The sequence below is a fragment of the Streptomyces saintjeani genome, assembly GCF_055409605.1.
The window spans coordinates 7,334,711-7,357,671 of the sequence record NZ_CP189624.1 but is presented as its reverse complement, the minus strand read 5'-3'; the positions used below and the strand labels follow the sequence as shown (position 1 = coordinate 7,357,671).

Genomic DNA, 22,961 nt, shown 5'->3' with positions numbered 1-22,961 from the left:
ATGTCCGGTTTGCTACCCACTCTCGGCAAAAGAACGGAAAGTGTTTTCCGATGGCATCTCTGCTGATCGGAGCAGTGACTGAACGCGGGCGCCCGGGCAGCCGTACATGCCCGGTGCAGCCGTTCCCGAGGAGGCGTTCCCTCATGTTCCGTCACCGTCTCGTCCCGCTCACGGCGGCCGTGCTCGGCACGCTGGCCGTCGGCGCGGGACCCGCCGCCGCGCACGGCGCCCCCACGACCCCGGTGAGCCGCGTCTTCGCCTGCTCCCCCGAGGGCGGCGCGAACGCCGGTACGGCGGCCTGCCGCGCGGCCGTGAAGGCGAACGGCGCGTCCTTCGCGGCGTGGGACAACCTGCGCGTGGCCGGCGTCGACGGACGCGACCGGCAGACGATCCCGGACGGCGAGCTGTGCAGCGGGGGCCTTCCCGCGTACCGGGGGCTCGACCTGGCGCGTGACGACTGGCCCGCGACGGAGCTGCGGCCGGGGGCGACGCTGCGGATGACGTACGCGTCGACGATCCCGCACACCGGGTCGTTCAAGCTGTACCTGACGAAACCGGGGTACGACCCGACGAAGCCGCTCACCTGGTCCGAGCTGCCGTCGGAGCCGTTCGCGGTCGTCAAGGACCCTCAGCTCACGGGCGGCGCCTACCGGTTCAGCGCGAAACTGCCGGCCGACCGGACGGGGCGGCAGGTGCTGTACACGATCTGGCAGAACACGAGTACGGCGGACACGTACTACTCGTGCTCGGACGTGGTGTTCCCGGCGGCGGCGCAGAAGGAGGCGGCTCAGAAGGACAAGGCACCGAAGGAGGACGCGCCGAAGGAACCCGCACGGAAAGAGACACCCGCGCCGACCCCGACTCCCGGCCCGGCCACGGCTTCCGCACCCGCCCTCACCCCGACGCCCGCCGCCGCGACCCCCGACAGCACCCCCGTCGCGAAGACCACCGACTCCGGCCCCTCCGCCCCCATGCTGGCGGGCGGCGCCGCGGCGATCCTCGTGCTCGCCGGCGGCACCGCCCTCTTCACGCGGTTGAGGCGCAGGTGAACGCCCCGGCCGGATCAGGTCAGTTGACCGTCACCGGGTTCACGCCGTCCGACACCGGCGCGTACTTCGCGGTGAAGTAGCCCGCGGCGAAGCACAGGGACGAGCCCGAGGTGCGGGTGAACGCCTGGCTGGCGAAGTTGATGCTGTTGTCGGTGTTGCTGGTGCTGCCGGTCAGGCTCGGGCCCTGGTAGACGCAGGTGATGCTGCCGAGCAGCGTGCGCAGGACGATCGTGGTCTGGATGACGCCGCCGCTCGGCGGGGTCACCGTGAGCGCGCCGCCGGACGCGGCGGAGACCGTGTAGGGCAGGTTGTCGACCTTGATGCTGGTGACGCCCGTGACGCCGAGGACGTTCGAGGTGCAGTTGGCGAACGTGTGCGCGGTGAGCGTCTCGGTGGCGGTGCCCGGCGCGGTCGGGTTGGTGGCGACGGTCGCGTTGAAGGCCGAGGTCGCACAGGAGATGCCGCTGGTGCCGGTCGCGCTGGAGTAGAACGTGGCGGCGGTGCCGCTGGCCAGGGAGGCCGTCAGGACGTCGCCGACGGCCACGTTCGCGCCGTTCGCGGTGAGGACCGCGTCCGCCGCGGCGGAGGCCGGGGTGATGGCGGGCAGCGTGAGGGCGGCGGCGGTGCCGAGGACGGCGAACAGGGAGCGAGCGCGCATTGCGGGTGCCTCTTTCTTTCGGGGGATGCGGAGATGCCCGGGATGGCCGGGGATCTCGAAAGGGGGGTGAGCTCGGCGGCGTCGACTGCCGGTCCGTGACGCCTTCTCCGTACGTGACGGACGGCAGACAGTGGCCGGCCAGGAGGGAAGCGGCCGTGTTCGACGCCATGGAGGGATGCCAGGTGAGCGGACTCGGCCAGAGGTACCCGCCCCCACGGGGGGACGGGTACGTCCGGTGAAGAAGGTCCGGGAGCGCGACGGACGTCGCGCTGCGGATCCGGCGCCACGGATCCGGGCTGAGCCAGGCAGAGTTGTAGACCTGAGGATCAGTCAACGTCAAGGCATCGGACAGAAGTTGGTGATGTGACGCACCGTCAGAAAATCATGGCTGTGAGCGGTACACCATGGGTGGCGCCTTGATCCATGGACGGCGCACAATGAACACCCTTTTTCCACAACTCCCTTGACCCGTAGTTGTAACCATCGGTAACTTCCTGGCTTGGCTACTGCCGCGTAACGAGAACGACCGTACGACTTCCGGGAGTTGTGGGGAGCGTGCACGGCAGCCGCTGTCCGCGCCAGGACAACGCGCCACAAAGCAACCTGCATGTACTAATGCCCATGGGAGCAGACATGGCCTCGTCCCCGGACGTCACACCGTCCGCCGAGAACACACCCGGGAGTCCGGGTAGCGGTACCACCGAAAGACGCGGCAGGGTCCGCGGGCGCCGGGCGGCGATCCTCGCGGTCCCCGCCACGATCGCCGCCGCGACGCTCGCCGTCCTGACCGCGGAGGGCGTCCTCGGCGTCCAGTTCGCGATCTCCGGCATACCGTTCGTCGTCAAGGCCGACCTGCTCGAAGGAGAGGGTTTCGAGCAGTACGGCGGGCTGGACCACATGATCGAGAACAGCCCGAACCAGGGGGACACGGACGGCTCGGTCCTCGTCGTGACCTCGGTCATCGGCAAGGGCAAGATCACCAACATGTGCCAGGCCGTCGACCTCGGCGGCATCCAGCTCATCCTGACGGCCGGCGGCAAGGGCAAGAAGGTCGAGGTGGAGAATCTCGCGATCGACTCGGACGAGATCATGGGTAACGCCACGTTCGGCGACATCGAGATCGGCCGCGACTCCAGCACCTTCGACCGGGTCCCCGGCTACAAGGGTCCGGCGGGTGTCTACGGCCAGCAGGCCAGGACGGTCACCATCGAGAACCTGTACCAGCACAACTACGGCGCGACCGCGGCCGTCTTCAAGCTGCCCGACCTGCGCATGAAGTTCTCCACCAGCGGATGCCCGGGGACGTGATCCAGTGACCCAGCACGAACCGCCGGCCGTACCCGAGCCAGGGACGACCGCGTCCGCCGAGCCGGCTCCCAAGGCGCCGGCGCGGCAGCGTTTCCGTCAGTGGCGAGGCCGCCGGCCGTTCGTGGGCGGGGTCCTGCTCACCTTCGGCGGCGCCGAGATCCTTCTGACGATGAAGGCGCCGCTGCCGGTGATCCTGCACATCGGCATGCAGGGACTGGCGGGATACCTCCTGCCGTCGCTCATGATCCTGTGCGGCCTGCTGATCCTGTTCAACCCGGCGCAGCGGCTGTTCTACTCGGTCACCGCCGTGCTGCTCTCCGTGGGCACCTGGGTGACCTCCAACATCGGGGGGTTCATGGTCGGCCTGCTGTGCGGCCTGATCGGCAGCAGCATGGCCTTCGGCTGGCTGCCCGACCAGGAGCCGCGCCGCACCCGGCGGCAGCGGCGCGAGGAGTCCCGTTCGGCCGCGGAGGCGCTGCTTCCCAAGGGGGCCGGGGAGCCCGCCTGATGCCGTGACCGGCGCGCCTCGGCGCACAGCAAGACACCGGCCGGTGCGGCCCGCTGCCACGCACAGCGGTCCGCACCGGCCTTGGCACGTCGCGGCCTGGAAAGACGCGCAGTAACCGTTTACGAAGTTTTTCCCTCCGGACGGCCGTCAGGCGGCCGGCGCCTGCGCCCGCGCCGCCTCCGACGCGGTGGTCACCGTCGTCGGCTGGACCGGGGCCGCGGGGGTCACGGCCGACGCGGCCACCGAGCCGGACGGCTCCGCGGGGCTCTCGGGGCTCGCGGGGTTCTCCTCCTTCATCGCCTTCGCCTCGCTCTTGAGGATGCGCATCGACTTGCCGAGCGCACGCGCCGTATCAGGCAGCTTCTTCGAGCCGAAGAGCACGATGACGACGATCGCCACGATCAACAGGTGCCAGGGTTCCAGTCCGTTGCGGAGCATGACCTGATCTCTCTTTCGTCGAGCCTTGTCGGAGTCGCACCCCGGAAGGTTGCTACATTGCGCAACTGTACAACCCAGGGCGAGACACAGTGAGGGCGCCGATGACCGTCACCAGCAGCCGCAGCGCACCGCCGCCACGCCATCGCACCGGCGGCGGCAGACGCTCCGCGCCGCCGCAGCCGGACCGCAGGCGCCGTACGGGCGCGGGCGGCGGGAGCGGCACGGGCAGAGGCGCGGGGCGGGGCAGGGGCGCGGGAGGAGGCAGGGGCGCGGGGAAGAGTTCACGCTCCCGCCGGATACGCCTGACCCTCACGATCGTCCTGTCCCTGCTGGTCCTCCTCGGCGCGGGCGCCGGCTGGCTGTACCTGAAGCTCGACGGCGACATCAACACGTTCGACGCGGGCGGTCTCTCCGACAACCGCCCCGAGGACACGGCCGGCGAGAACGTGCTGGTCATCGGCTCGGACGCGCGCACCGACGGCAACGCGGCGCTCGGCGGCGGCAACAAGGACGACATCGGCCGCTCGGACACGGCGTTCCTGCTGCACGTGTACGCCGACCACCAGCACGCCCTCGCGGTGTCCATCCCGCGCGACACCCTGGTGACGATCCCGCCCTGCAAGCTGCCCGACGGCACCTGGTCCGCCGAGCAGCGCAGCACGATGTTCAACGCGGCGTTCTCCATGGGGCAGACGGACAAAGGCAACCCCGCCTGCACGCAGAACACCGTCGAGAAGCTGACCGGGATGCGCGTCGACCACACGGTCGTCGTCGACTTCAAGGGGTTCGCGTCACTGACGGACGTGGTCGGCGGGGTCGACGTGTGCCTGCCCAATGACATCTACCAGAAGGACCTCAGCCCCGGCCGGGCCACGCGGGGCGACCTGCTCTTCGCCAAGGGCGAGCAGAAGGTCTCCGGGCAGAAGGCGCTGGACTACGTCCGGATCCGGCACGGCATCGGCGACGGCTCCGACATAGGCCGGATCAAGCGCCAACAGGCGTTCGTGGCCAGCCTGTTGAAGCAGATCAAGGAGAAGGGGCTGTCTCCGACGAACCTGCTCCCGCTGGCCGAGGCGGCGACCAAGTCGCTCACCGTCGACCCCGGGCTCGGCTCCGCCGACAAGCTGATCTCGTTCGCGATGTCCCTCAAGGACGTCGACCTGCACAACACCAAGTTCGTTACCGTGCCCTGGCGTTACGAGGGTGCGCGCGTCGCGATCGTCGAGCCGGACGCGTCCGCGCTGTGGTCGGCGCTGAAGGAGGACCGGACGATCGACGGCCAGAACGCGGGCGGCAGGAAGAAGGCGGCAGCCCCGACGCCGACCCCGACTCCCGTGTCCGGCGCGGGAATCGACGTGGCCGTCTACAACGGCACGACGGTCTCCGGGCTCGCGGCCAAGGGCGCGGCGAAGCTCACGGCGGCGGGGTTCACGGTGACGGGTACGGCGACGGCCGCCAGCCAGGCCCACGCGACGACGGTCGTGCAGTACGGGCCGGGGCTGGAAAAGAGTGCGCAAACGGTTGCTGCGGCGTTTCCCGGCGCCCGGCTGGAGCAGATCCAGGGCACGGCCCTGAACGTCGTCCTGGGCGACGACTACGCGGGGTCGGCCGGCACCGGTACCGCCTCGCCGGCGCCGACGTCCGTACCGTCCCAGGTCGCCGCGGACGCGCGCTCGGCGGACGACAATCCGTGCTCGAACCTGACGTACGGCTGAGGCGGGGTGAGGCGGCGTGCGGTCGCCCCGCCGCCGAGGCCGAACTCCCCGCGCCCGGCGTGCGGTCGTCCTACGGCTGGCGCCGGGCCAGCGGCCTCAGCGCGAGCGCGTACAGCAGCAGCACCGCCCCCAGCATCAGGTAGTACGGCAGCGGCAGCCCCGTCATGCCGAGGGCGCCTCCCAGCGGGCTCGGCGGCAGCAGGAGGCCGACGCCGACCAGGACCGCCGCCGCCCAGCCGACCGGCCCCGGGCGCCGGCCCCCGCGTACGGCGTGCCGCCCGGCCCGCAGCAGGATCATCACCAGCGCCTGCGTGAGGAGGTTCTCCGTGAACCAGGCGGAGTGGAAGAACGCCTCGTCGTCCACCTCGTCGGGGCCGCGCAGCCCGTACGCCAGGATGCCGAAGGTCGTGAGGTCGGCGACCGCGTTGAGCGCGCCGAAGCCGGTGATCAGGGCGAGGAAGGAGCGGGGGCGCAGGACGGTCGGGCGACGCAGGACGGACGCGGCGGGGCGGTCGTACGCGAAGGCGAGCTGCGCCGCGTCGAAGCACAGGTTCTGGACGAGGACCTGCGCGGGGAGCATCGGCAGGAACGGCAGCAGCAGGCCCGCGGAGAGCATCGCGAGGACGTTGCCGAGGTTCGAGGAGAGCGTGACGCGCAGGTACGAGGCGATGTTGCCGCTGCTGTACCGGCCCGCCGTGACCGCGTGCCCGACGGCCGTCAGCTCCTTCTCGCCGAGCACCACGTCCGCGCTCTCGCGGGCCACCGCGCAGGCCGACCGCGGGGCGATCCCGACGTCCGCCGCACGCAGCGCGGGCGCGTCGTTCACGCCGTCGCCGAGGAAGCCGACCGTGTGCCCGCGCTCGCGCAGGGCGGCGACGATGCGGGCCTTGTCCTGCGGGGTGCAACGGGAGTAAACGGTTGCTTCGGGTACGTCACCGTCGGCGCCGAGCGTCACCGGCTCGCCGGGGTCCAGGCCGAGGTCCCGGCAGGCGCGGGCCGCCGTACCGGGCGCGTCGCCCGTCAGGACCCGTACGGAGACGCCGCGCGCGGCCAGTCCCCGCAGCGCCTCGGCCGCGCTCGGCGCGAGGGCGTCGCGGAAGGCGACGAGGCCGCGGAAGGTCAGGCCGCGTTCGTCGGCGGGGGTGTAGGGGCGGGTGCGGGCGGTTCGCTCGGCCGTCGCGACGGCCAGCAGCCTCAGGCCGTCGTCCGCCTCGGCCGCCGCGAGTTTCAGCAACCGTTTGCGTTCGGTTTCCGTGAGGTCGCAGCGGGCCAGGACGTCGTCCACCGCGCCCTTCGTGATCAGCAGGTGCGTGCCGGGGCGCCGGCCCCGTACGACCGCCGTCGCGATCCGCCGCTGCGGGCCGAACGGCACCGCGTCGACCCCGTCGTACTCCTCCCCCACCGCGCCCGCCGCGTCCAGCAGCGCCTCGTCGAGGGCGTCCGGGGCGGGGAGTTCGGCGAGCTGGAGCGTCCACCATGCCTGTACGGCGGCCCAGCGCACGACGTCGTCGTCCTCGCCGCCGTCCGTCCCGATGCCGCGCTCCAGCACCGGGCGGTCCTGGGTGAGCGTGCCCGTCTTGTCCACGCACAGGACGTCGACGGCGCCGAGGTCGTGCAGCGCCGGAAGCCGCTTGACGATCACGTTGTGGGAGCGGGCCAGCAGGGTCGCTCCGCGCGCGAGACACGTCGTGACGATCACCGGCAGCATCTCGGGCGTGAGCCCGACAGCGACGGCGACCGCGAAGGGGAGCGTCTCCAGGCCCCGGTCGCGCAGGGCGGCGTTCGCCATCAGCACGAGCGGGGGCGTGAGCAGCATGAACCTGATCAGGACCCAGGAGATGCCGTGTACGGACCTGTCGAAGGCGTTTCCGGTGGGGCGGGCGGGGGGCGCGTGGGCGGCGGCGAAGCGGGTGCGGGCGCCGGTCGCGAGGACGACGGCGGTGGCGGTGCCGGAGGCGATGTCGCTGCCCTGGAAGCAGAGCCCCTCCCCCGCCGCCCCCTCCGCGTGTTTCGCAACCGGTTGCGACTCCCCCGTCAGCGCCGCCTGGTGCACGGTGAGCCCGCGTGCCCGCAGCAGCCTCACGTCGGCCGGCACCAGGTCGCCCGGCCCCAGCCGGATCACGTCCCCCGGCACCAGCTCGGCCGCCGGCACCTCCCGGCTCCCCGGCGTCCCGTCCGGACCCGGCCTCCGTACGACCGTGGCGGTACCGGCGACCAGATCGCGCAGCGCGGCCACGGAACGGTCCGCCCGCCGTTCCCCGCTCGCGCGCAGGACACAGCTCACGGCGACGAGGGCGAGGATGACGGTCGCGGTGCCCCAGGAGGAGACCAGCGCGGAGACGAGGCCGAGGCAGAGCAGCACGCAGGTGAAGGGGTCCCGGACCCCGGCGAGCAGGAGGCGCGGCCAGTCGGCGGGGGAGGTCCCGGGGAGCGTGTTCTCGCCGTACTCGGCGAGGCGGACGACGGCTTCGTCCTCGGTGAGGCCCCGGGGGCGGGTGTTCAGGCGCCGGAGGGTTTCCAGGGTGGTGGCGTCGGCGGGGGCCGGGGGGCCGGCGGGCGAGGCGGGTGCGATCGCGGCGCCGGCCGCCGGGACCACCGACGCGGCATCGCTGATCGCGGGGACCAGCGGGGTCGTACCGTCGCTCAGCCGACTCCCCTCGGCGCCCGGCAGGGCCGCACCGTCGCCCGCCGGCATCGCGCCGGCGCGTGGTGGGGACGCGTCCCCGGCGCGCGGAGTCGCGCCGCCCCCGAGCGGAACCACAGCACCGCCCGACGGACCCGAACCATCCCCCGTCGCATCCCCGCCGTCCTCCACCGGCCCCGCATCGCCACCCGGCGTGATCGCGCCGCCGCCGAGCCGGATCGCACCACCGGGGAGAGCCTCGTCACCGCCCGACCGCCTCACACCGTCCCCGTGTGAGACATCGCCGCCGAGCGAGACCTCGCCGTCGTCCGACCGCCTCACACCGTCCCCGTCCCCGCCCGGAACGCCCTCGCCCTCCCCCGCTCCCCCCATGCCGTCCCGCCGCGACCCCGTCCCCTCCCCCGGGTCCGTCTCCTCAGAGGCCACGGAGGCGGGGTACCGGGACGTCGGCCCCCTCGGCGCGGTCGTTCAGGCGGCCGAGGACCAGGCGGACGACGTCGACGACGTCGGGGGCGTCCACGAAGTACACCTGGCGGCGGCCCTCGCGGCGCGAGCGTACGAGGCCGGCGAGTTTCAGCTTGGTCAGGTGCTGGCTGACGGCGGGCAGCGCGCCGCCCACCCGCTCCGCGAGACCGGTCACGTCGCTCTCACCCTGGGCCAGCGCCCACACGATGTGCAGGCGGGCCGGGGACGCCAGCAGCCCGAAGTGCTCGGCGGCCTGCGTGAGCATCTCGGTGGAGGGGTCCTCGAACGCCACGGCTGCCGACCTCCTGTGCGCTGACGTGTTGCTGAAACGGGTTTCTCCAGTTTACGGCGTGAGCGCCCACCGCGAGGATGAGCCACATGCTCGACGACCTCGACCGCGCCCTCGTGCACGCGCTGCACCTCGGCGGCCGGGCCCCCTTCAGCGGTCAGGAGGGCGGCGAGGGCGGGACGACGTGTTGCAGCAAGCGTTCTCATGCGGTTTCTCCCCGGGGACGGCTCGCGTCGGGTGACGGCTCGCGTCAGATTCGGGGAGAGATCCACGCGGGCTCCAGCGCGGGCGAGGGAATCGGCGTTTCCCTCCACGCCGGGGCCCGTCGACGAGGAAAGCTCACGCCTGCGACAGGGCGGCGACCGTCTCGGCGTGGTTCCCGGCCCTCGCCCACTCCAGCGGGGTGAGGCCGGTGCCGTGGTCCTCCCGGAGGCCGGGGTCCGCGCCGTGCGCGAGGAGGACGCGCACCGTCTCGGTGTGGCCCCAACTGGCGGCTGCGCACAGGGGAGTTCCCTCGGCGCCGGGTCCCGCGCTCTCCTCGTCCGGCGGAGCGCCCGCGGCCAGGAGATGCCGGGCCGCCTCGGCGTTGCCGTGGACGCTCGCCGCGTACAGGGGTGTGGTGCCGTCGGCATCCCGGGCCCGGGGGTCGGCGCCGGCTTTCAGGAGCGCGGCGACCCGGGAGCCGTTCTCGCTCCAGGCCGCGCTCATCAGGCGGCGGGTGAGCTTTTTCTGGCGTCTTCTGTTCATCGGGGAGGAGATTAGGCGGCGGGTTCCGGATGCGCTTCCGGGTTTTCTCCGCCGCGCTCGCGCGGACAGCAAAGAACCCGCCCCAACCGGGACGGGTTCTTTTCTTGAGCGCCGGGCAAGCCTTGCACTTGCATCTCCCCGCAGGAAGCGGGACGTCTTTCCTTGGACCACCAACGCGCGTTCTGTTCCGCCTTGTTCGGCGGCCAGCTCGTGATCAAACCTTACCCCACGCCCGGGGGTGCTTCACAACTCGGCGAGCGTCGGCAGGAGTTCGGCCGCCGCCGCGATGTCCGCGGTGAGCGGCCGGTCGTCCGTGCCGGTCGGCAGCGCGGCCGAGGCGGTCGTGAAGGCCGGGGTCGGCGGCTGGGTCGGCCGGAGCCGAAGTGCCCTGACGGCGCTGACCAGTTCGCAGGCGACGAGGGTCGTGTACGCGTCCGCCGCCCGCAGGGACTGGCGCGCGGACTGGCCCGCGAAGCTCGCGGCCTCCTCCAGGCCGAGGGAGACCACGGCGTGCCCCGAGGAGGCGGGGACGGCCTGTGAACGCAGTTCCGCGAGCGCCGAGTTGGCCGTGTACTCCAGGATCATCGTCCCCGAGCTGCTCGCCGGGCCGTCCGCCAGGAAGGGGGCGAGGCCGGTGAGTTCGGGGTGGCCGAGCGCGGAGAGGCGGGCGGTGGAGAGCTGGGCCGTCTTCAGCAGGGCCAGGTTCAGCCCGTCCAGGGCGAGCGCGAGGGGCGCCGCGAAGAACCCGCCGTGGTGGTAGGCGGTGAGCGCGTCGGGGTCCACCAAGGGGTTCTCGGACGGACAGTTGACCTCGACCTCGACGACTTCCCGCACCCTGTCCCCCGCGTCCAGCGCACACCCGTGCACCTGCGGGAACGCCCGGAACCCGTACGGGTCCTGCACCCGCCGTGCGGCCACGACCGGCACGTCCGGCCACCCCAGCAGCCGCCGCACCTCCCCGGCGGCGTGCGCGGCCCCGACGTACGGCCGCAACGCGTGCACGGGAGCGGCGTACGCCTCGGCCGACCCGGACACGGCGGCGAGGGAGAGCGCGGCGACGGCATGCGTGGCCCGCAGCAGGACGTCCATCTCCCGCCAGGCGAGCGCGGCTTGGGCGAGAGCGAGGGCGTTGCTGCTCAACAGGGCGAGGGCATCGCCGGGTTGAAGGGCGACGGGCGCGGGATGGTCGGCGAACTCCGGCCGGGCCGACGCCTCTTCGATCACGGCCCCCGACGCCGGGCCCGCCCCGAAACCCCCCTCACCCTCCAACCCGCCCCCGATCCACGGCCGTTCACCGATCAGTGTCAGCCCCGTCTGTGCCAGCGCCGTCAGGTCCCCGGTCCCCAGCCCCCCGTACTCGTTCACCGCCGGATGCACCCCGAGCCGCAGCGCCTCCACCAGCGCGTCGATGATCGCGGGCTGGATTCCCGCGCCCCCGGCGAGGAGTTGGTTCGCGCGGACCGCGAGCATCGCGCGGATCTGGCGGGCCGGCAGCAACGCTCCCGCGCCGCCCGCGTGGCTGCGCAGGAGGCGGAGGTTGTGGGCCTGTTCGTCGGCGGTGGCGACCGGGACGGAGCGGTTGGCGCCGACGCCCGTGGCGCGGCCGTACAGCCGTCCGGCGGAAGCGAGTCGACGGGCCGTCAGCCAGGAGCGTACGGCGCGTTCGCGGGCCTCGGGGGCGACGTCCGGGGACGCGCCGCCGTCCGCGAGGGCGATCAACTCCCGTGCGGTGAGGGAGGATCCGGTGAGAACGACCCGGGTGTCCGCGCGCGAGGCGGGCACCCGGGTCAGGTCGGTGGTGTCCAAGCGGGTCAGTCCAGGCCGGCCGTCTTCAGCCACGCCTTGGCGACGTCCAGCGGGTCCTTGTTCTCCAGCTGCACCTGGAGGTCGAGGTCGAGGAGCGTCTTCGTGTCGAGCTTCGCGGAGACCGCGTTGAGGGCGGCGACGCCCTCCGAGGAGAGCGCGCTCTTGTAGACGAGCGGCGTGACGTTCGCGAAGCCGAAGAGGTTCTTCGGGTCCTGGAGGACGACGAACTTCTCCTTGAGGATGGTCGGGTCGGTCGTGAAGATGTCCGCCGCCTGCACGGTGTTCTTCTTCAGCGCCGCCTGCGTGAGCGGACCACCCGCGTCAAGTGCCTTGAAGGACTTGAACTTCAGCCCGTACTCCGACTCCAGGCCGAGCATGCCCTGGTGGCGGGTCTGGAACTCGGGCGAGCCGCCGAGGACCAGGTCGGGGGCGATGTCCTTGAGGTCCGCGAGGGTCGAGGCCGCGGTGAGGCTGTACTTCGCCGCGGTCTCCGCGTTGATCGTGACGGAGTCCTTGTCCTCGGCCGGGGAGGACTCCAGGAGCGTCAGCTTGGAGTCGAGCTTGGCCTTGGCCGCCGCGTTCACGGTCTCCAGCGAGGTCTGCGTGGCCTTGGCGTCGAGGTAGGCCAGCAGGGAGCCGTTGTACTCCGGCAGGACGTGGATGGAGCCGTTCTTGAGCAGGCCGTACGTGGTCTCGCGGCTGCCGATGTTGGGCTTGTAGGAGACCTTGATCCCCTTGGCCTTGAGCGCCTCGCCGTAGATGTCGGCGAGCAGCGTGCTCTCGGCGAAGTTGTTCGACCCCACGACGACCGACTTGCCGTCCGAGCCGCCCCCGTCGAGCGGGTTGCTGCCGGTGTCGTCGGAGCTGCATCCCGCCAGCAGGACCGTCGCCGCGGCGAGCACGGCCGCTGCCGCGCCGGGGTGCTGACGGAGGGATCTGCGGGGATGGGCGGTAGAAGTCACTGTTCCCGTTTCCGACTTGGGGGGAGAGGAGGCGATACGCCTGAAGACCCCCCGGCGACGCGCCTGAGGGTCCCTCGAATGAGGTCTCTCGATCCAAGCCAGCCAGTTCTTCGGCAGTCAAGAGAAGTTGTGTAAACGATACCCGTCGATTTCCCGGGCTCCGCTTGCCATTCCGCTTGTGTACGTGGCTGGTTGTGGTCGGCGTCGCTTCGTAATGGATTCTTGACCCAGGGCGATGTGCCCGTCCCTTCACGGAAGCGATAGCCTCGCCGCAGTCGGCGTCGATCACCCATCGGTCATCCAGCGGTACACATCGGTCGTCGACTCGATCGGAGTCGAACAGAATCAGGGACCGATCGAAACCGGCCATCCGTGTGCGTCGCGCGCGGTGCACCACCCGCCATGAAGGAGGCCCGGTGTCCACGAACGAGGTGGACGCGCCCACCCGGCCGGCACCAGCGTCCGGCCCTCGTGGGCTGCGGGCCCTCGCCGACCGGTGGCCCTTCCAGCGCAAGCTCAACGTCCTCGTCGGCGTGCCGCTCGCGGTGATCACCGTCCTGCTGACGTACGTCATCGCGGACCTGGTCCAGGAGTCCCAGCGGGCCGAGGAAGCCGCCCAGTTGGTGCGCGACAGCGCCCAAGTGGCCAAGCTGGTCTCGCTGGTGGAGGCCGAGCACCAGCAGGCGATCCTGCTGTCGGTGCGTCACGAGGCCTCCTTCGACGGCGGCACCCCCTCGGCCGACCCCTATCGGGTGGCGCAGGTCAAGGTGGACAACCAGGTGACGGAGGTGCGCGACACCTTCGGCGGACGGCTGCCGGACGGTGAGGCGCAGGCGCTGCGCGAGATCGAGGGCCTCGGGGTGCTCAGGTCGACGATCGAGCAGGGCTATCTGCCCGCCGACAACATCGACCCGGCGTACACGGGCGCGGCGCGCGCCCTCATCGACGGCCTCGGCCTGGACCGCAACTCGGCGCTGGCGACGACGTTCACCGGCAACCTGCTGGACTCCCTGCTGCGCGCGGACGCGGCGCACGGCGCCTTCGAGACGGGCGTGTTCTCGGCGCTGACCGGGGACAGCAACGCGCTCATCGAGTTCACCGGCGCGGTCGGCGCCTACGAGCTGTACGGGTACCAGACCGAGCGGTTCAACCGGTTCGCGACCGCCGCGCAGTCCGACGAGCTCGGCGGCATCGAGCACAACCCGGCGCAGGCCGCCATCGACCAGCACTACGCCGAACTCTCCGTCGACCCCAGCTCGTTGCAGGCGACGACGACGTCCGCGCTGCGCACCTCGCTGCGCCAGGCGCTGAGCGCGTACGGCGACTACCAGCAACAGGCCGACAACCGGCTGAAGATCACCGACTCCCTGATCGGCCAGATCGCCGACCGCGCCGACGACACGGCGAGCAGCGCCCGCCTGCGCGTCACGCTGCTGCTGAGCCTCGCGGTGATCGGGTTCATCCTGTGGATCGCGTTCTCGGTGCTGGTGCGGCGCTCGGTCGTCCGGCCGGTGCTGGCGCTGACCGGCGCCGCGCGCGAGGTCGCGGACGTCGCCGGGCGGGAGCTGGCGCGCGTCGCCGACGACGACGCGGAGGAGAGCGGCTCGCCGCGCCTGCGTGAGCTGCCGGTCACGGCCAACGACGAGATCGGTGAGCTGGCCGAGGCGTTCAACAACGTCCAGACGACGGCCGCCGCGCTGCTGGAGCGTCAGGTCCTCAGCCGTCGCAACGTCGCCGAGATGTTCGGCAACGTGGGGCGCCGCGTCAGCAACCTGACGACCCGTCAGCTCACGCTGATCGACGCGGTGGAACGCGGCGAGACCGACCCGGCGCTGCTCGAACGCCTCTACTCCATCGACCACATCGCCGTCCGCCTGCGCCGCAACGCCGACAGCCTGATGCTGCTCGCCGGGATCCGCGAGACCGTCCTCGACTCGGGGCCGACCGCGCTCACCAACGTCGTGCGGGCCGCGCTCGGGCAGATCGAGGGGTACCAGCGCGTCGAACTGCGGGCCACGTCCGAGGTGATGATCGAGCCCGACATCATCGGCGACCTCACGCTGATGGTGGCCGAACTCCTGGAGAACGCGGTGTCGTTCTCGCCCACCGACTCGCCGGTCGAGGTCGCCGTCCGCGTGCACTCCGAGGGGGCGTCCATCACGGTCGTCGACCACGGGCTCGGGATGAGCGCCGAGCGGCTGGCCGAGGAGAACGCCCGGCTGGTGCGGCGCGAGCGGCTCGACCTCGTACCGACGAAGGTGCTCGGCCTGTTCGTCGTCGGCGCCCTCGCGCGGCGCTGGGAGATCGAGGTCGCCCTCTCCCGTACGCCCGGTGGCGGCCTCACCGCCGAAGTGGCGCTGCCGTCGTCGCTGTTGCTGACGCTGAGCGGCGAGGAGCCGCCGGTGGTCGCGCACAAGCCCCTGGTTTCCCGCGGGAGTTCGGGGGCAGGCGCCGGGGAGGCGGGACGAACGAGCACGGAGAGGTCTGTGGGGACGGACGACGGACATGGTGCGGAGCCGGTTTCGACGGCCCCGCTCCCGCTCGACGCGCCCGGCCTCGACGGCGCGTCTCCCGACCGGACGTCACCGCTCACCGGAGCCGGTGCCGAAGACCCCCCGCTGCCCCGCCGTACCACTCAACCCGCCGAGGCCCCCGCTCCGTTCATCCCCCGGGCCCGCTCGGAGGAGCCCGTACCGGCCGACGGTCCGAGGCCGCTCAAGCGGCGGGTGCGGGGCGCGACCCTGCGGACGACCGTGGACGCCGCCGCGCAGCAGGGCGCGCGTGCCTCCCGTCCCGCCGACGCGGACGCCGTCCGTGACACGCTGGACGAGTTCGAGGAGGCGGTGGCGCGGGCGAACGCCGATACGGCGGAGACCACGGCCCCCTTCACCGACACGGCCCCCTTCACCGAGGGGGGCCGCTCCGGAGAGAATGGTCCGGAAACGAAGCAGAAAGCGTTTACGCACGACGATGTGCCGAGCCGCCGACCCCCCACCGACGACCGGAACTCCACGCACCACCAGAAACACCTTCCGGAAGGAGCCGAGCAGTGAGCACGTCGACAGGTGACACCCCCGCGGGTGAGGCCACGCCGACCGATCTGCGGGCCGCCGCAGCCGACTTCACCTGGCTGCTCAACCGTTTCGCCACCGAGACCGCGGGCGTCGTCGACGCCATCGCCGTGTCCTCGGACGGACTGCTGATAGCCGTCTCCGAGCTGCGTGAGCACGCGGACTCCGAGCGGCTCGCGGCGATCGTCTCCGGCATCACCTCGCTGGCCGCCGGGGCCTCCGGCAACTACGGTCTGGGCGGGCTGAACAAGGTCATCATCGACCTGGAGGGCGGCCATGTGCTGGTCTCCTCGGTCGGCAGCGGCGCGGTCCTCGGCGTCGTCACCGACAAGGAGGCGAAGCTCGGCAACATCGCCTACGAGATGACGGTGTTCGCGAACCGGGCGGGCAGCGCGCTCAGCCCCCAGCTGGTGCTGGAGCTGAAGAACACCGTGGGCGCCGCCAAGCAGAGCCAGCAGGGCCGGCGTCCGAGCCGGACCCGCTGACACCGGCCGGTACGCCAGAAGAGAAGAGCAGGCGAAGATGGCGGACGGGCGCACCCCGCAGGGCGCCGGAGAGGACGGCGCGGCGCGTCCGCCCTCCGCCGTGCGGCCGTTCCTGGTCACCGCCGGCCGGGTGGCCGGGTCGGCCGCGTCCGCGCGGGCGATGCCCGTGGAGACGCAGGTGGTGGCCACGGCGGGCGGGCTCGCCGTCCTCGACCGGCTCTCCTTCGAGCAGCACGACATCGTCGCCGCGTGCCGCCGGCCGCAGTCCATCGCGGAGATCGCGGCGCGGCTGCGGCTGCATCTGAACGTGGTGCGGGTCCTCGCCGAGGATCTGCGCGCGGCCGGTCATCTGACGGTGCACGTACCGGACTCCGGCGCGATCCACGACGCGTCCGTCCTGCGCAGGGTTATCGATGGCCTGCGGGCCATCCCCGACTCCCGGGGGGTACTCCGTGACTCCGACTGAACCGTTCACCAGCGCCGTCGGCGCGGTCGCCGTCGAACGGCCGCCGCTGCCGGTGAAGTTGGTGATCGCGGGCGGCTTCGGGGTGGGCAAGACCACCGCCGTCGGCTCGATCTCCGAGATCGAGCCGCTCACCACCGAGGCGGCGATCACCGAAGTCGCGGCGGGGGTCGACGACTTGTCGCACACGCCGCGCAAGACGACGACCACGGTCGCGATGGACTTCGGCTGCATCACCATCGACCCGACGCTGAAGCTCTACCTGTTCGGTACGCCGGGCCAGGAGCGCTTCGGCTTCATGTGGGACGACATCGTCGAGGGCGCGGTCGGCGGCCTCGTCATCGTCGACACCCGCCGTCTGGACGACTGTTACGCGGCCGTCGACTACTTCGAGCACCGCCGGATCCCCTTCGCGGTCGCCATCAACGCCTTCGACGGCAAGGTCGAGCACACCCTGGACGAGGTCCGCTGGGCCCTCGACGTCACGGACGGCGTCCCGCTCCTGGTCTTCGACGCCCGCGAACGGGGCTCGGTACGCGACGCGCTGCTGGTGGTCCTGGAACAGGCGCTGGCCCGCACGGAGGGCTGAAACAAGCTTCGCCGAATCCGTCGGGGGAGAGACTCCCCAGGGGCGCGGTTCTGTGCTGACACGCGGCTCCGCCGCGTGGGCGCGACCAGCCCATCGCCGTACGGCCGGTCCGAGACGGCGCGGAGGGCGGTACCGAGAGGTACCGCCCTCTGTCTGTTGCTGCAACCGGTTGCTACGCCCTTCTGCGCACCCCGGGTGACACCGCGAACCGTGCCACCGCCCAGAACAGGCCCAGCGTGGCGAGGGCCATGAAGGCGACCAGGGTGGCGCCGCCGACGACCTTCTCGTAGTCGTGCTGGTAGAGGCCGTCGATGATGAAGCGGCCGAGGCCGCCGAGGCCGACGTACGCGGCGATGGTGGCCGTCGACACGATCTGGATGGCCGCCGAGCGCATACCGCTGAGGATCAGGCCGAGGGCGACGGGGAGTTCGACCCGCAGCAGGATGCCGGCCTCCCCCATGCCCATGCCGCGCGCGGCGTCCACGGGGGCCGGGTCGACCGAGCGCATCGCCTCGTACGTGGTGACGAGGATCGGCGGGACGGCGAGGATGACCAGCGGGATCATCACCGGCAGCATGCCGAAGCCGATGATCATCGTGGCGAGGACGAGGAGCCCGAACGTCGGCAGCGCGCGGGCGGCCGTCGCGACGAACGCGAGCGCGTTGCCGCCGCGTCCGAAGTGCCCGGTGACGAGGCCGATCGGCAGTCCGACGACGACGGCGAACCCGAGCGCCTCCAGCGAGTACTGGACGTGCTCCCACAGCCGCGTCGGAATCCCCGCGTAGCCGCTCCAGTTGGCGTCGTTCTCGAAGAAGTTGCTGATGTAGTGCAGGACGTTCACCGGACAGCGTCCTCCAGTGCGACGGGAACCGTCTCGGGCCTCGGACGGCGTGAGCCGCTCTTCGGCATCCACGGCGTGAGCAGGGTGCGCAGGCCGACCAGCAGCGCGTCCACGATCACCGCGAGCGCGGCCGACGTCAGCACCGAATTCCAGGCCAGCTCGGGGCGGTTGTAGATGTTCGCGTCGTGCAGCAGGTTCCCCAGCGCGCCCTGGTTGCCGATGAGCGTGCCGACGCTGACGAGGGAGATGCTGGAGGCGACGGCGACGCGCAGCCCGGCGATGATCGCGGGCACGGCGATCGGCAACTGCACCTGGATGTACCGGCGTACGGGTCCGAAGCCCATCGCGGTGGCCGCCGCGAGCGTCTCCTGCGGCACGGACCGCACCGCGTCGACGATCGCCGGGACGAGCACGACGAGGCTGTAGACCGTCAGCGGGATCATCACGGTCAGCTCGGTCATGCCGGTGTAGTCGATGAGGACGACGAAGAAGGCGAGCGACGGGATGGCGTACAGGATCGTCGTCACCCAGAGCACCGGCGGGTACAGCCACTTGAGCCGTACGCAGAGCTGCCCGAGCGGCAGCGCGATCACGAGCCCGGCGAGGACCGGGAGCAGCGCCTCGCGCAGGTGGAGGCCGATGAGGCCGAGCCAGCTGTGCTGGAGGTCGCTGGGGATGTCGAAGAAGCCGTCGAAGTAGCTCACCGCAGGACCTTCGGCTCCGAGGCGGATGCGCCGACGCCCTCGGTGGCGCTCTCCTCGTGCGCCCCGCGAATGGCCTCCCCGATGGCCTGCTGCGAGACCACCCCGGCGGCCCGCCCCTCCGCGTCCACGCCGACCGCCCACCCCGTCGGCGACAGCACGGCGCAGTCGAGCGCAGCCCGCAGCGAGTCGGTTCCGGCGACGAACGGGCGCCCGCAGGACAGGAGTTGACCGGCGTCGATCCGCCCCGCGACCAGCTTGCCCGGCTCGCCCCAGCCGAGCGGCCTGCCGTCCATGCCGGTGACAAGGAGGTACGGCGCCCCGGCGCCCGCCGCCGCCGCGAGCTGCTCGGCGCTGGAGTCGACGGCGACGACCGGTCCGGTGCGCAGCTCCAGCCCGGCGGCGGGGAAGAAGGACAGCCGCCGGATGCCCCGGTCCGCGCCGAGGAAGTCCTCGACGAACGCGTCGGCGGGGTCGGAGAGCAGCTCGGCCGGGGGCGCGAACTGCGCGAGCTTGCCGCCCGTACGCAGCACGGCGACCATCGTGCCGAGCTTCACGGCCTCGTCGATGTCGTGCGTGACGAAGACGATGGTCTTGCCCAACTCACCCTGGATGCGCAGGAGTTCGTCCTGGAGACCCTTGCGGACGACGGGGTCGACGGCGGAGAACGGCTCGTCCATCAGCAGGACCGGCGGGTCGGCGGCGAGCGCGCGGGCCACGCCGACGCGCTGCTGCTGGCCGCCGGAGAGCTGGTACGGGTAGCGCTTCGCGAGCGCGGCGTCGAGTCCGACGCGGCCCATCAACTCCCGTGCGCGGTCCCGGGATTCGGCCTTGCTCACGCCCAACAGGCGGGGCACGGTCGCGATGTTGTCGAGGATCGTGCGGTGCTGGAAGAGGCCGGCGTTCTGGATGACGTAACCCATCCCCCGGCGCAGGGTGTTGACCGGCTGCTGACGCGTGTCGACACCGTCGATGGAGATCGTGCCCTCGCTGGGCTCGACCATCCGGTTGATCATCCGCAGCGTGGTGGTCTTGCCGCAGCCCGAGGGGCCGACCAGGACGGTGATCGCGCGGTCCGGTATCTCCAGGGAGAGCCGGTCGACGGCTGTGGTGCCGTCCGGGTACCGCTTGGTGACTGAATCTATCCGTATCAAAACGCCGAACACCCTTCGGGTCTGGCCGAATCAGCCCGCTGCCGACGCGTGTCGGGCCGTTGCGGGGAGAGTGTAGACCGCTTGTGTTGCATCTCTTCAATGGGCCCACTGTCTGAATTTCGCCATACGAGACGCGATCCGGCGGGCGCCGCTGGGCGTCTGCCCCGAACCTCCTGTGGCACACCTGTGAGTCCGCTGATTCTCATGGTCCGCTCAGTGGCCCCTCAGGGTCGCCCCAGACGCCGCGCCCAAGGTCGGCGACATGACGACGACCCTCGCCCCGCCCCCCTCGCCCACCCGGCACCGAGCAGCACCGCCCGCCGGCAGCAACCGCTTGCGCCGCCTTTTCCTCGGCTCCCCCGACGACCCCCGCTGGGCACGCCCCGCCCTGTGGTCCGTCCTGGTCCTCGCGGCCGTGCTGTACGCGTGGAACATGACGTCGGTCAGCGGCAACTCCTTCTACGACGCGGCCGTGTACAGCGGCACGAAGAGCTGGCGGGCGTTCTTCTTCGGCGCACTGGACGCGGGCAGCTTCATCACCGTCGACAAACCCCCCTTCGCGCTCTGGGTGATGGGCATCTCGGCCCGTGTATTCGGTTACGGCACCTGGCAGTTGGCGCTGCCGATGGCCGGACTCGGCGTCGGCTCGGTCGCGTTGCTGTACCGGCTCGTGAAGCGGGACTTCGGGGCCGTCGCGGGGACGGTCGCCGCGCTCGTGCTCACCCTCACGCCGATCACGGTCGCGATCACGCGGGACACCAACCCGGACCCGGTCCTGGTGTTCCTGATGCTGCTCGGCGCGGCGGCGCTGCTCAAGGCGGTCCGTACGGGGCGGCTGATGCCGCTCGTCTGGTCCGGCGTCGCCATCGGTTTCGCGTTCAACACGAAGATGATGCAGGCGTACGTCGTCCTGCCCGCGTTCTTCCTGGTCTATCTGTGGGCCGCGAACGCGACGTTCGGCAAGCGGTTGCGCAACCTTGCCGTCGGTACGGTCGCCCTGGTCGTCTCCAGCGCCTGGTGGATGGTCGTCGTGGACCTGATCCCCGCCTCGTCGCGGCCGTACATCGGCGGCTCGACCGACAACACGGTCTGGGACCTGGTCATCGGCTACAACGGCTTCGGCCGGATCTTCGGGGCGAGTTCGTCCGTCGGCTCGCAGGGCAACGGCGCGAGCTTCGGCGGCGAGGCCGGGATCTACCGGATGTTCAACGAGATCATGGGCGGCCAGATCTCCTGGCTGATCCCCTTCGCGCTGATCGCCCTGACCGGCGGTCTGGTGCTGCGCGGCCGGGCGCCCCGTACGGACGCGCAGCGGGCCGCGCTGATGCTGTGGGGCGGCTGGTCCGTCCTGCACTATCTGACGTTCGCCCTCGCGGAGGGGACGTTCCACCCGTACTACGTCACGGCCATGGCTCCCGGCATCGCGGCGCTGGCCGGGGCGGGCGGGGTGCTGCTGTACAAGGCGTTCCGCGAGTCCGTGACGTGGTCCTGGGTGCTGCCGGCGGCGATCGCGGCGAGTACGGCCCTCGCGGTGGTCCTGCTCCACCGGGTCTCCGGTTCCGGAACCGTCTACACGGTCGCGGAAGGTGTGGCAGCGGTTACCGGAACCGTTGCTGTCCTGGGCCTCCTGATCGGCCGTTTCACGAAGCGCCACCGCCTGACGGTCCTCGCCGCGCTCACGGCGGTCGTCGCGCTCCTCGCCGGCCCGGCCGCGTACTCCGCCTCGGCGGCGACGTCCACGACGAACGGCACGAACCCGACGGCGGGGCCGAGCACGGGCGGCATGGGCGGGGGCGGCATGGGCGGGGGCGGCCAGCGCCCGAGCGGCACCGGCGGTCCGGGTACCGACTCGGGTGAGCGTCCCAGTGGTTCGGGCGGCACGGGTGGCATGGGTGGTACAGGCGGCGGCACCCAAGTCTCCACCGCCATGATCACGTACCTCAAGAAGCACCAGGACGGCGCGACTTGGCTCGTAGCCGTCGCCACCGACCAGACCGCCTCCTCCCTCATCCTGGAGTCCGGCGAACCGGTCATCTCCATGGGCGGCTGGTCCGGCACCGACAACGCCATGACCCTCGCCAAGCTCAAGTCCCTCGTGAAGTCGGGCGAGTTGCACTACATCGTCGTCACCGACGGCGGCCAGGGCACCAACTCCGAGATCTCCACCTGGGTCAAGAAGAACGGCACGGCGGTGACCGAGTACAGCGGCCTCTACCGCCTGGACGCGTCGGACGTCAGCTGAACTCCCGTACAGCTGGGCCTCGTACAGCTGAGCCCCGTACAGACGGGTGGGCCGCCGGATCGACTCCGGCGGCCCACCCGTTCCCGTACCCGCTCACACCGCCTCGGGCACCACCGGCACCCCAGCGGTACGCAGCACTTCCCCACCCGCCACCACGGCGAACACCTCGCACCCTGCCCGCCCGGCGGCCCACTCGACACCCGCGCGCCCCATCGCGAAGGCGGCGGTGGCGACCGTGTCGGCCAGCGTCAGCGAAGGGGCCACGATGGTCAGGCTGTCGAGCCCGGCGGCCGGCAACCCCGTACGCCCGTCGATGATGTGGTCCCCCCGCTCGTACCGCGCGGACGTGGCCACCGCCCCCTCGCTCAGCTCCAGTACGGCACACAGCTGATCGGCGGCCTCGGGATGCCGCACCCCGACCCGCCAGGGCCCGCCGCGCACCACGACATCGCCCCCGGCGTTGAGGCAGAACCGCCGCACCCCGGCGCCGGTCAGCAGATCGGCCGCGCGCTGCACGGACCACCCCTTGACCACGGCGCACGGGTCGAAGTCCCGCCCGGGCAGCCGGACGTCGAAGGCCCCGCCCGTGGCGACCCGGTACTCCTCGCACAGGCCGAGCACCTCGACGAGGTCCGCGCTCAGCTCCCCGTCGGACAGCTCGCCCCGCCCGTACCGCGAGACCTCGCTGCCGGGCTTGAACGGGCTGAACCGCTCGTCGACCTCGCGCAGCCAGTCGAAGACGGCGTCCCCGAGGCCCCCGGGAACCTCCTCGTCGTCGATCCGCAGCGAGACCGGAAACCCCATGACGTGTTCGACCCGGTGCACA

Annotated in this window: 20 protein-coding genes; 9 read left to right on the top strand and 11 right to left on the bottom strand. The window is 71.7% G+C overall.

Annotation, left to right across the window (positions count from 1 at the left end; all coding sequences use genetic code 11):
* Positions 1–143: 143 nt before the first annotated feature.
* Complete coding sequence (locus tag ACQCO7_RS33400) at positions 144–1,049, top strand: lytic polysaccharide monooxygenase (RefSeq protein ID WP_464075284.1); 906 nt, start codon at positions 144–146, stop codon at positions 1,047–1,049.
* A gap of 19 nt (positions 1,050–1,068) precedes the next feature.
* Here ACQCO7_RS33400 and ACQCO7_RS33395 read toward each other — a convergent pair whose 3' ends face one another.
* Positions 1,069–1,707 carry a Tat pathway signal sequence domain protein gene (locus ACQCO7_RS33395; protein ID WP_464075283.1) on the bottom strand — a complete coding sequence of 213 codons (639 nt, stop codon included), beginning with the start codon at positions 1,705–1,707 and terminating at the stop codon, positions 1,069–1,071.
* A gap of 633 nt (positions 1,708–2,340) precedes the next feature.
* Between ACQCO7_RS33395 and ACQCO7_RS33390 the strand changes: the two genes are divergently transcribed.
* On the top strand, positions 2,341–3,015 hold the full coding sequence (locus ACQCO7_RS33390; RefSeq protein WP_464075282.1) for a DUF6230 family protein: 675 nt from the start codon (positions 2,341–2,343) through the stop codon (positions 3,013–3,015).
* A 4-nt stretch (positions 3,016–3,019) separates the two neighbouring features.
* On the top strand, positions 3,020–3,523 hold the full coding sequence (locus ACQCO7_RS33385; RefSeq protein WP_464075281.1) for a DUF6114 domain-containing protein: 504 nt from the start codon (positions 3,020–3,022) through the stop codon (positions 3,521–3,523).
* A gap of 147 nt (positions 3,524–3,670) precedes the next feature.
* Here ACQCO7_RS33385 and tatA read toward each other — a convergent pair whose 3' ends face one another.
* Positions 3,671–3,961 carry a Sec-independent protein translocase subunit TatA gene (gene tatA / locus ACQCO7_RS33380; protein WP_464075280.1) on the bottom strand — a complete coding sequence of 97 codons (291 nt, stop codon included), beginning with the start codon at positions 3,959–3,961 and terminating at the stop codon, positions 3,671–3,673.
* Between the two features lie 101 nt (positions 3,962–4,062).
* On the opposite strand from tatA, the gene ACQCO7_RS33375 reads away from it, so the two are divergent.
* Positions 4,063–5,676, top strand: coding sequence for an LCP family protein (locus ACQCO7_RS33375; protein ID WP_464075279.1), 1,614 nt, complete (start codon positions 4,063–4,065; stop codon positions 5,674–5,676).
* A gap of 70 nt (positions 5,677–5,746) precedes the next feature.
* Here the strand turns inward: ACQCO7_RS33375 and mgtA are convergent, their stop codons facing one another.
* From mgtA to ACQCO7_RS33350, 5 genes are all read right to left on the bottom strand, one after another.
* A complete protein-coding gene (gene mgtA, locus ACQCO7_RS33370; protein ID WP_464077346.1) occupies positions 5,747–8,371 on the bottom strand; it encodes a magnesium-translocating P-type ATPase in 2,625 nt (874 codons plus the stop codon).
* A 364-nt stretch (positions 8,372–8,735) separates the two neighbouring features.
* Positions 8,736–9,050 carry an ArsR/SmtB family transcription factor gene (locus ACQCO7_RS33365; protein WP_409114946.1) on the bottom strand — a complete coding sequence of 105 codons (315 nt, stop codon included), beginning with the start codon at positions 9,048–9,050 and terminating at the stop codon, positions 8,736–8,738.
* A gap of 363 nt (positions 9,051–9,413) precedes the next feature.
* Positions 9,414–9,821: an ankyrin repeat domain-containing protein gene (locus ACQCO7_RS33360; RefSeq protein ID WP_464075278.1), complete on the bottom strand. Its 408-nt coding sequence runs from the start codon at positions 9,819–9,821 to the stop codon at positions 9,414–9,416.
* Positions 9,822–10,064: 243 nt separating this feature from the next.
* Complete coding sequence (locus ACQCO7_RS33355; protein WP_464075277.1) at positions 10,065–11,627, bottom strand: aromatic amino acid lyase; 1,563 nt, start codon at positions 11,625–11,627, stop codon at positions 10,065–10,067.
* 5 nt (positions 11,628–11,632) lie between these two features.
* Complete coding sequence (locus ACQCO7_RS33350; protein ID WP_464075276.1) at positions 11,633–12,589, bottom strand: ABC transporter substrate-binding protein; 957 nt, start codon at positions 12,587–12,589, stop codon at positions 11,633–11,635.
* 416 nt (positions 12,590–13,005) lie between these two features.
* Between ACQCO7_RS33350 and ACQCO7_RS33345 the strand changes: the two genes are divergently transcribed.
* The 4 genes from ACQCO7_RS33345 to ACQCO7_RS33330 are packed head-to-tail and all read left to right on the top strand — an operon-like array spanning position 13,006 to position 17,197.
* A complete protein-coding gene (locus ACQCO7_RS33345; protein WP_464075275.1) occupies positions 13,006–15,642 on the top strand; it encodes an ATP-binding protein in 2,637 nt (878 codons plus the stop codon).
* Complete coding sequence (locus ACQCO7_RS33340; protein ID WP_010353216.1) at positions 15,639–16,145, top strand: roadblock/LC7 domain-containing protein; 507 nt, start codon at positions 15,639–15,641, stop codon at positions 16,143–16,145. Before ACQCO7_RS33345 ends, ACQCO7_RS33340 begins: the two co-directional genes overlap by 4 nt.
* Positions 16,146–16,182: 37 nt before the next feature.
* Positions 16,183–16,611, top strand: a complete 429-nt coding sequence (locus ACQCO7_RS33335; protein ID WP_464075274.1) for a DUF742 domain-containing protein — start codon at positions 16,183–16,185, stop codon at positions 16,609–16,611.
* Entirely contained in the window at positions 16,598–17,197 is a 600-nt protein-coding gene (locus tag ACQCO7_RS33330; RefSeq protein ID WP_409114749.1) for a GTP-binding protein, read from the top strand. The genes ACQCO7_RS33335 and ACQCO7_RS33330 overlap by 14 nt, the downstream gene beginning before the upstream one ends.
* Positions 17,198–17,369: 172 nt before the next feature.
* Here ACQCO7_RS33330 and ACQCO7_RS33325 read toward each other — a convergent pair whose 3' ends face one another.
* From ACQCO7_RS33325 to ACQCO7_RS33315, 3 genes are read right to left on the bottom strand one after another with little or no spacing between them, the layout of a single operon-like run.
* A complete protein-coding gene (locus ACQCO7_RS33325) occupies positions 17,370–18,038 on the bottom strand; it encodes an ABC transporter permease (RefSeq protein ID WP_464075273.1) in 669 nt (222 codons plus the stop codon).
* Complete coding sequence (locus ACQCO7_RS33320; protein ID WP_464075272.1) at positions 18,035–18,742, bottom strand: ABC transporter permease; 708 nt, start codon at positions 18,740–18,742, stop codon at positions 18,035–18,037. The genes ACQCO7_RS33325 and ACQCO7_RS33320 overlap by 4 nt, the downstream gene beginning before the upstream one ends.
* Positions 18,739–19,893 carry an ABC transporter ATP-binding protein gene (locus ACQCO7_RS33315; RefSeq protein ID WP_464075271.1) on the bottom strand — a complete coding sequence of 385 codons (1,155 nt, stop codon included), beginning with the start codon at positions 19,891–19,893 and terminating at the stop codon, positions 18,739–18,741. The genes ACQCO7_RS33320 and ACQCO7_RS33315 overlap by 4 nt, the downstream gene beginning before the upstream one ends.
* Before the next feature lie 262 nt (positions 19,894–20,155).
* Between ACQCO7_RS33315 and ACQCO7_RS33310 the strand changes: the two genes are divergently transcribed.
* The gene (locus ACQCO7_RS33310) at positions 20,156–22,135 is read left to right on the top strand and encodes an ArnT family glycosyltransferase (protein WP_464075270.1); all 1,980 of its coding nucleotides are present in this window, start codon (positions 20,156–20,158) and stop codon (positions 22,133–22,135) included.
* 93 nt (positions 22,136–22,228) lie between these two features.
* Here ACQCO7_RS33310 and ACQCO7_RS33305 read toward each other — a convergent pair whose 3' ends face one another.
* The gene (locus ACQCO7_RS33305; RefSeq protein ID WP_464075269.1) at positions 22,229–22,960 is read right to left on the bottom strand and encodes an FAD:protein FMN transferase; all 732 of its coding nucleotides are present in this window, start codon (positions 22,958–22,960) and stop codon (positions 22,229–22,231) included.
* Position 22,961: the final 1 nt, after the last annotated feature.

Coding starts and splice junctions, on each gene's coding strand:
- ACQCO7_RS33400 (WP_464075284.1), top strand. CDS start 144: ATGTTCCGTCACCGTCTCGTCCCGCTCACGGCGGCCGTGCTCGGCACG.
- ACQCO7_RS33395 (WP_464075283.1), bottom strand. CDS start 1,707: ATGCGCGCTCGCTCCCTGTTCGCCGTCCTCGGCACCGCCGCCGCCCTC.
- ACQCO7_RS33390 (WP_464075282.1), top strand. CDS start 2,341: ATGGCCTCGTCCCCGGACGTCACACCGTCCGCCGAGAACACACCCGGG.
- tatA (WP_464075280.1), bottom strand. CDS start 3,961: ATGCTCCGCAACGGACTGGAACCCTGGCACCTGTTGATCGTGGCGATC.
- ACQCO7_RS33375 (WP_464075279.1), top strand. CDS start 4,063: ATGACCGTCACCAGCAGCCGCAGCGCACCGCCGCCACGCCATCGCACC.
- mgtA (WP_464077346.1), bottom strand. CDS start 8,371: ATGCCGGCGGGCGACGGTGCGGCCCTGCCGGGCGCCGAGGGGAGTCGG.
- ACQCO7_RS33365 (WP_409114946.1), bottom strand. CDS start 9,050: ATGCTCACGCAGGCCGCCGAGCACTTCGGGCTGCTGGCGTCCCCGGCC.
- ACQCO7_RS33360 (WP_464075278.1), bottom strand. CDS start 9,821: ATGAACAGAAGACGCCAGAAAAAGCTCACCCGCCGCCTGATGAGCGCG.
- ACQCO7_RS33335 (WP_464075274.1), top strand. CDS start 16,183: ATGGCGGACGGGCGCACCCCGCAGGGCGCCGGAGAGGACGGCGCGGCG.
- ACQCO7_RS33310 (WP_464075270.1), top strand. CDS start 20,156: ATGACGACGACCCTCGCCCCGCCCCCCTCGCCCACCCGGCACCGAGCA.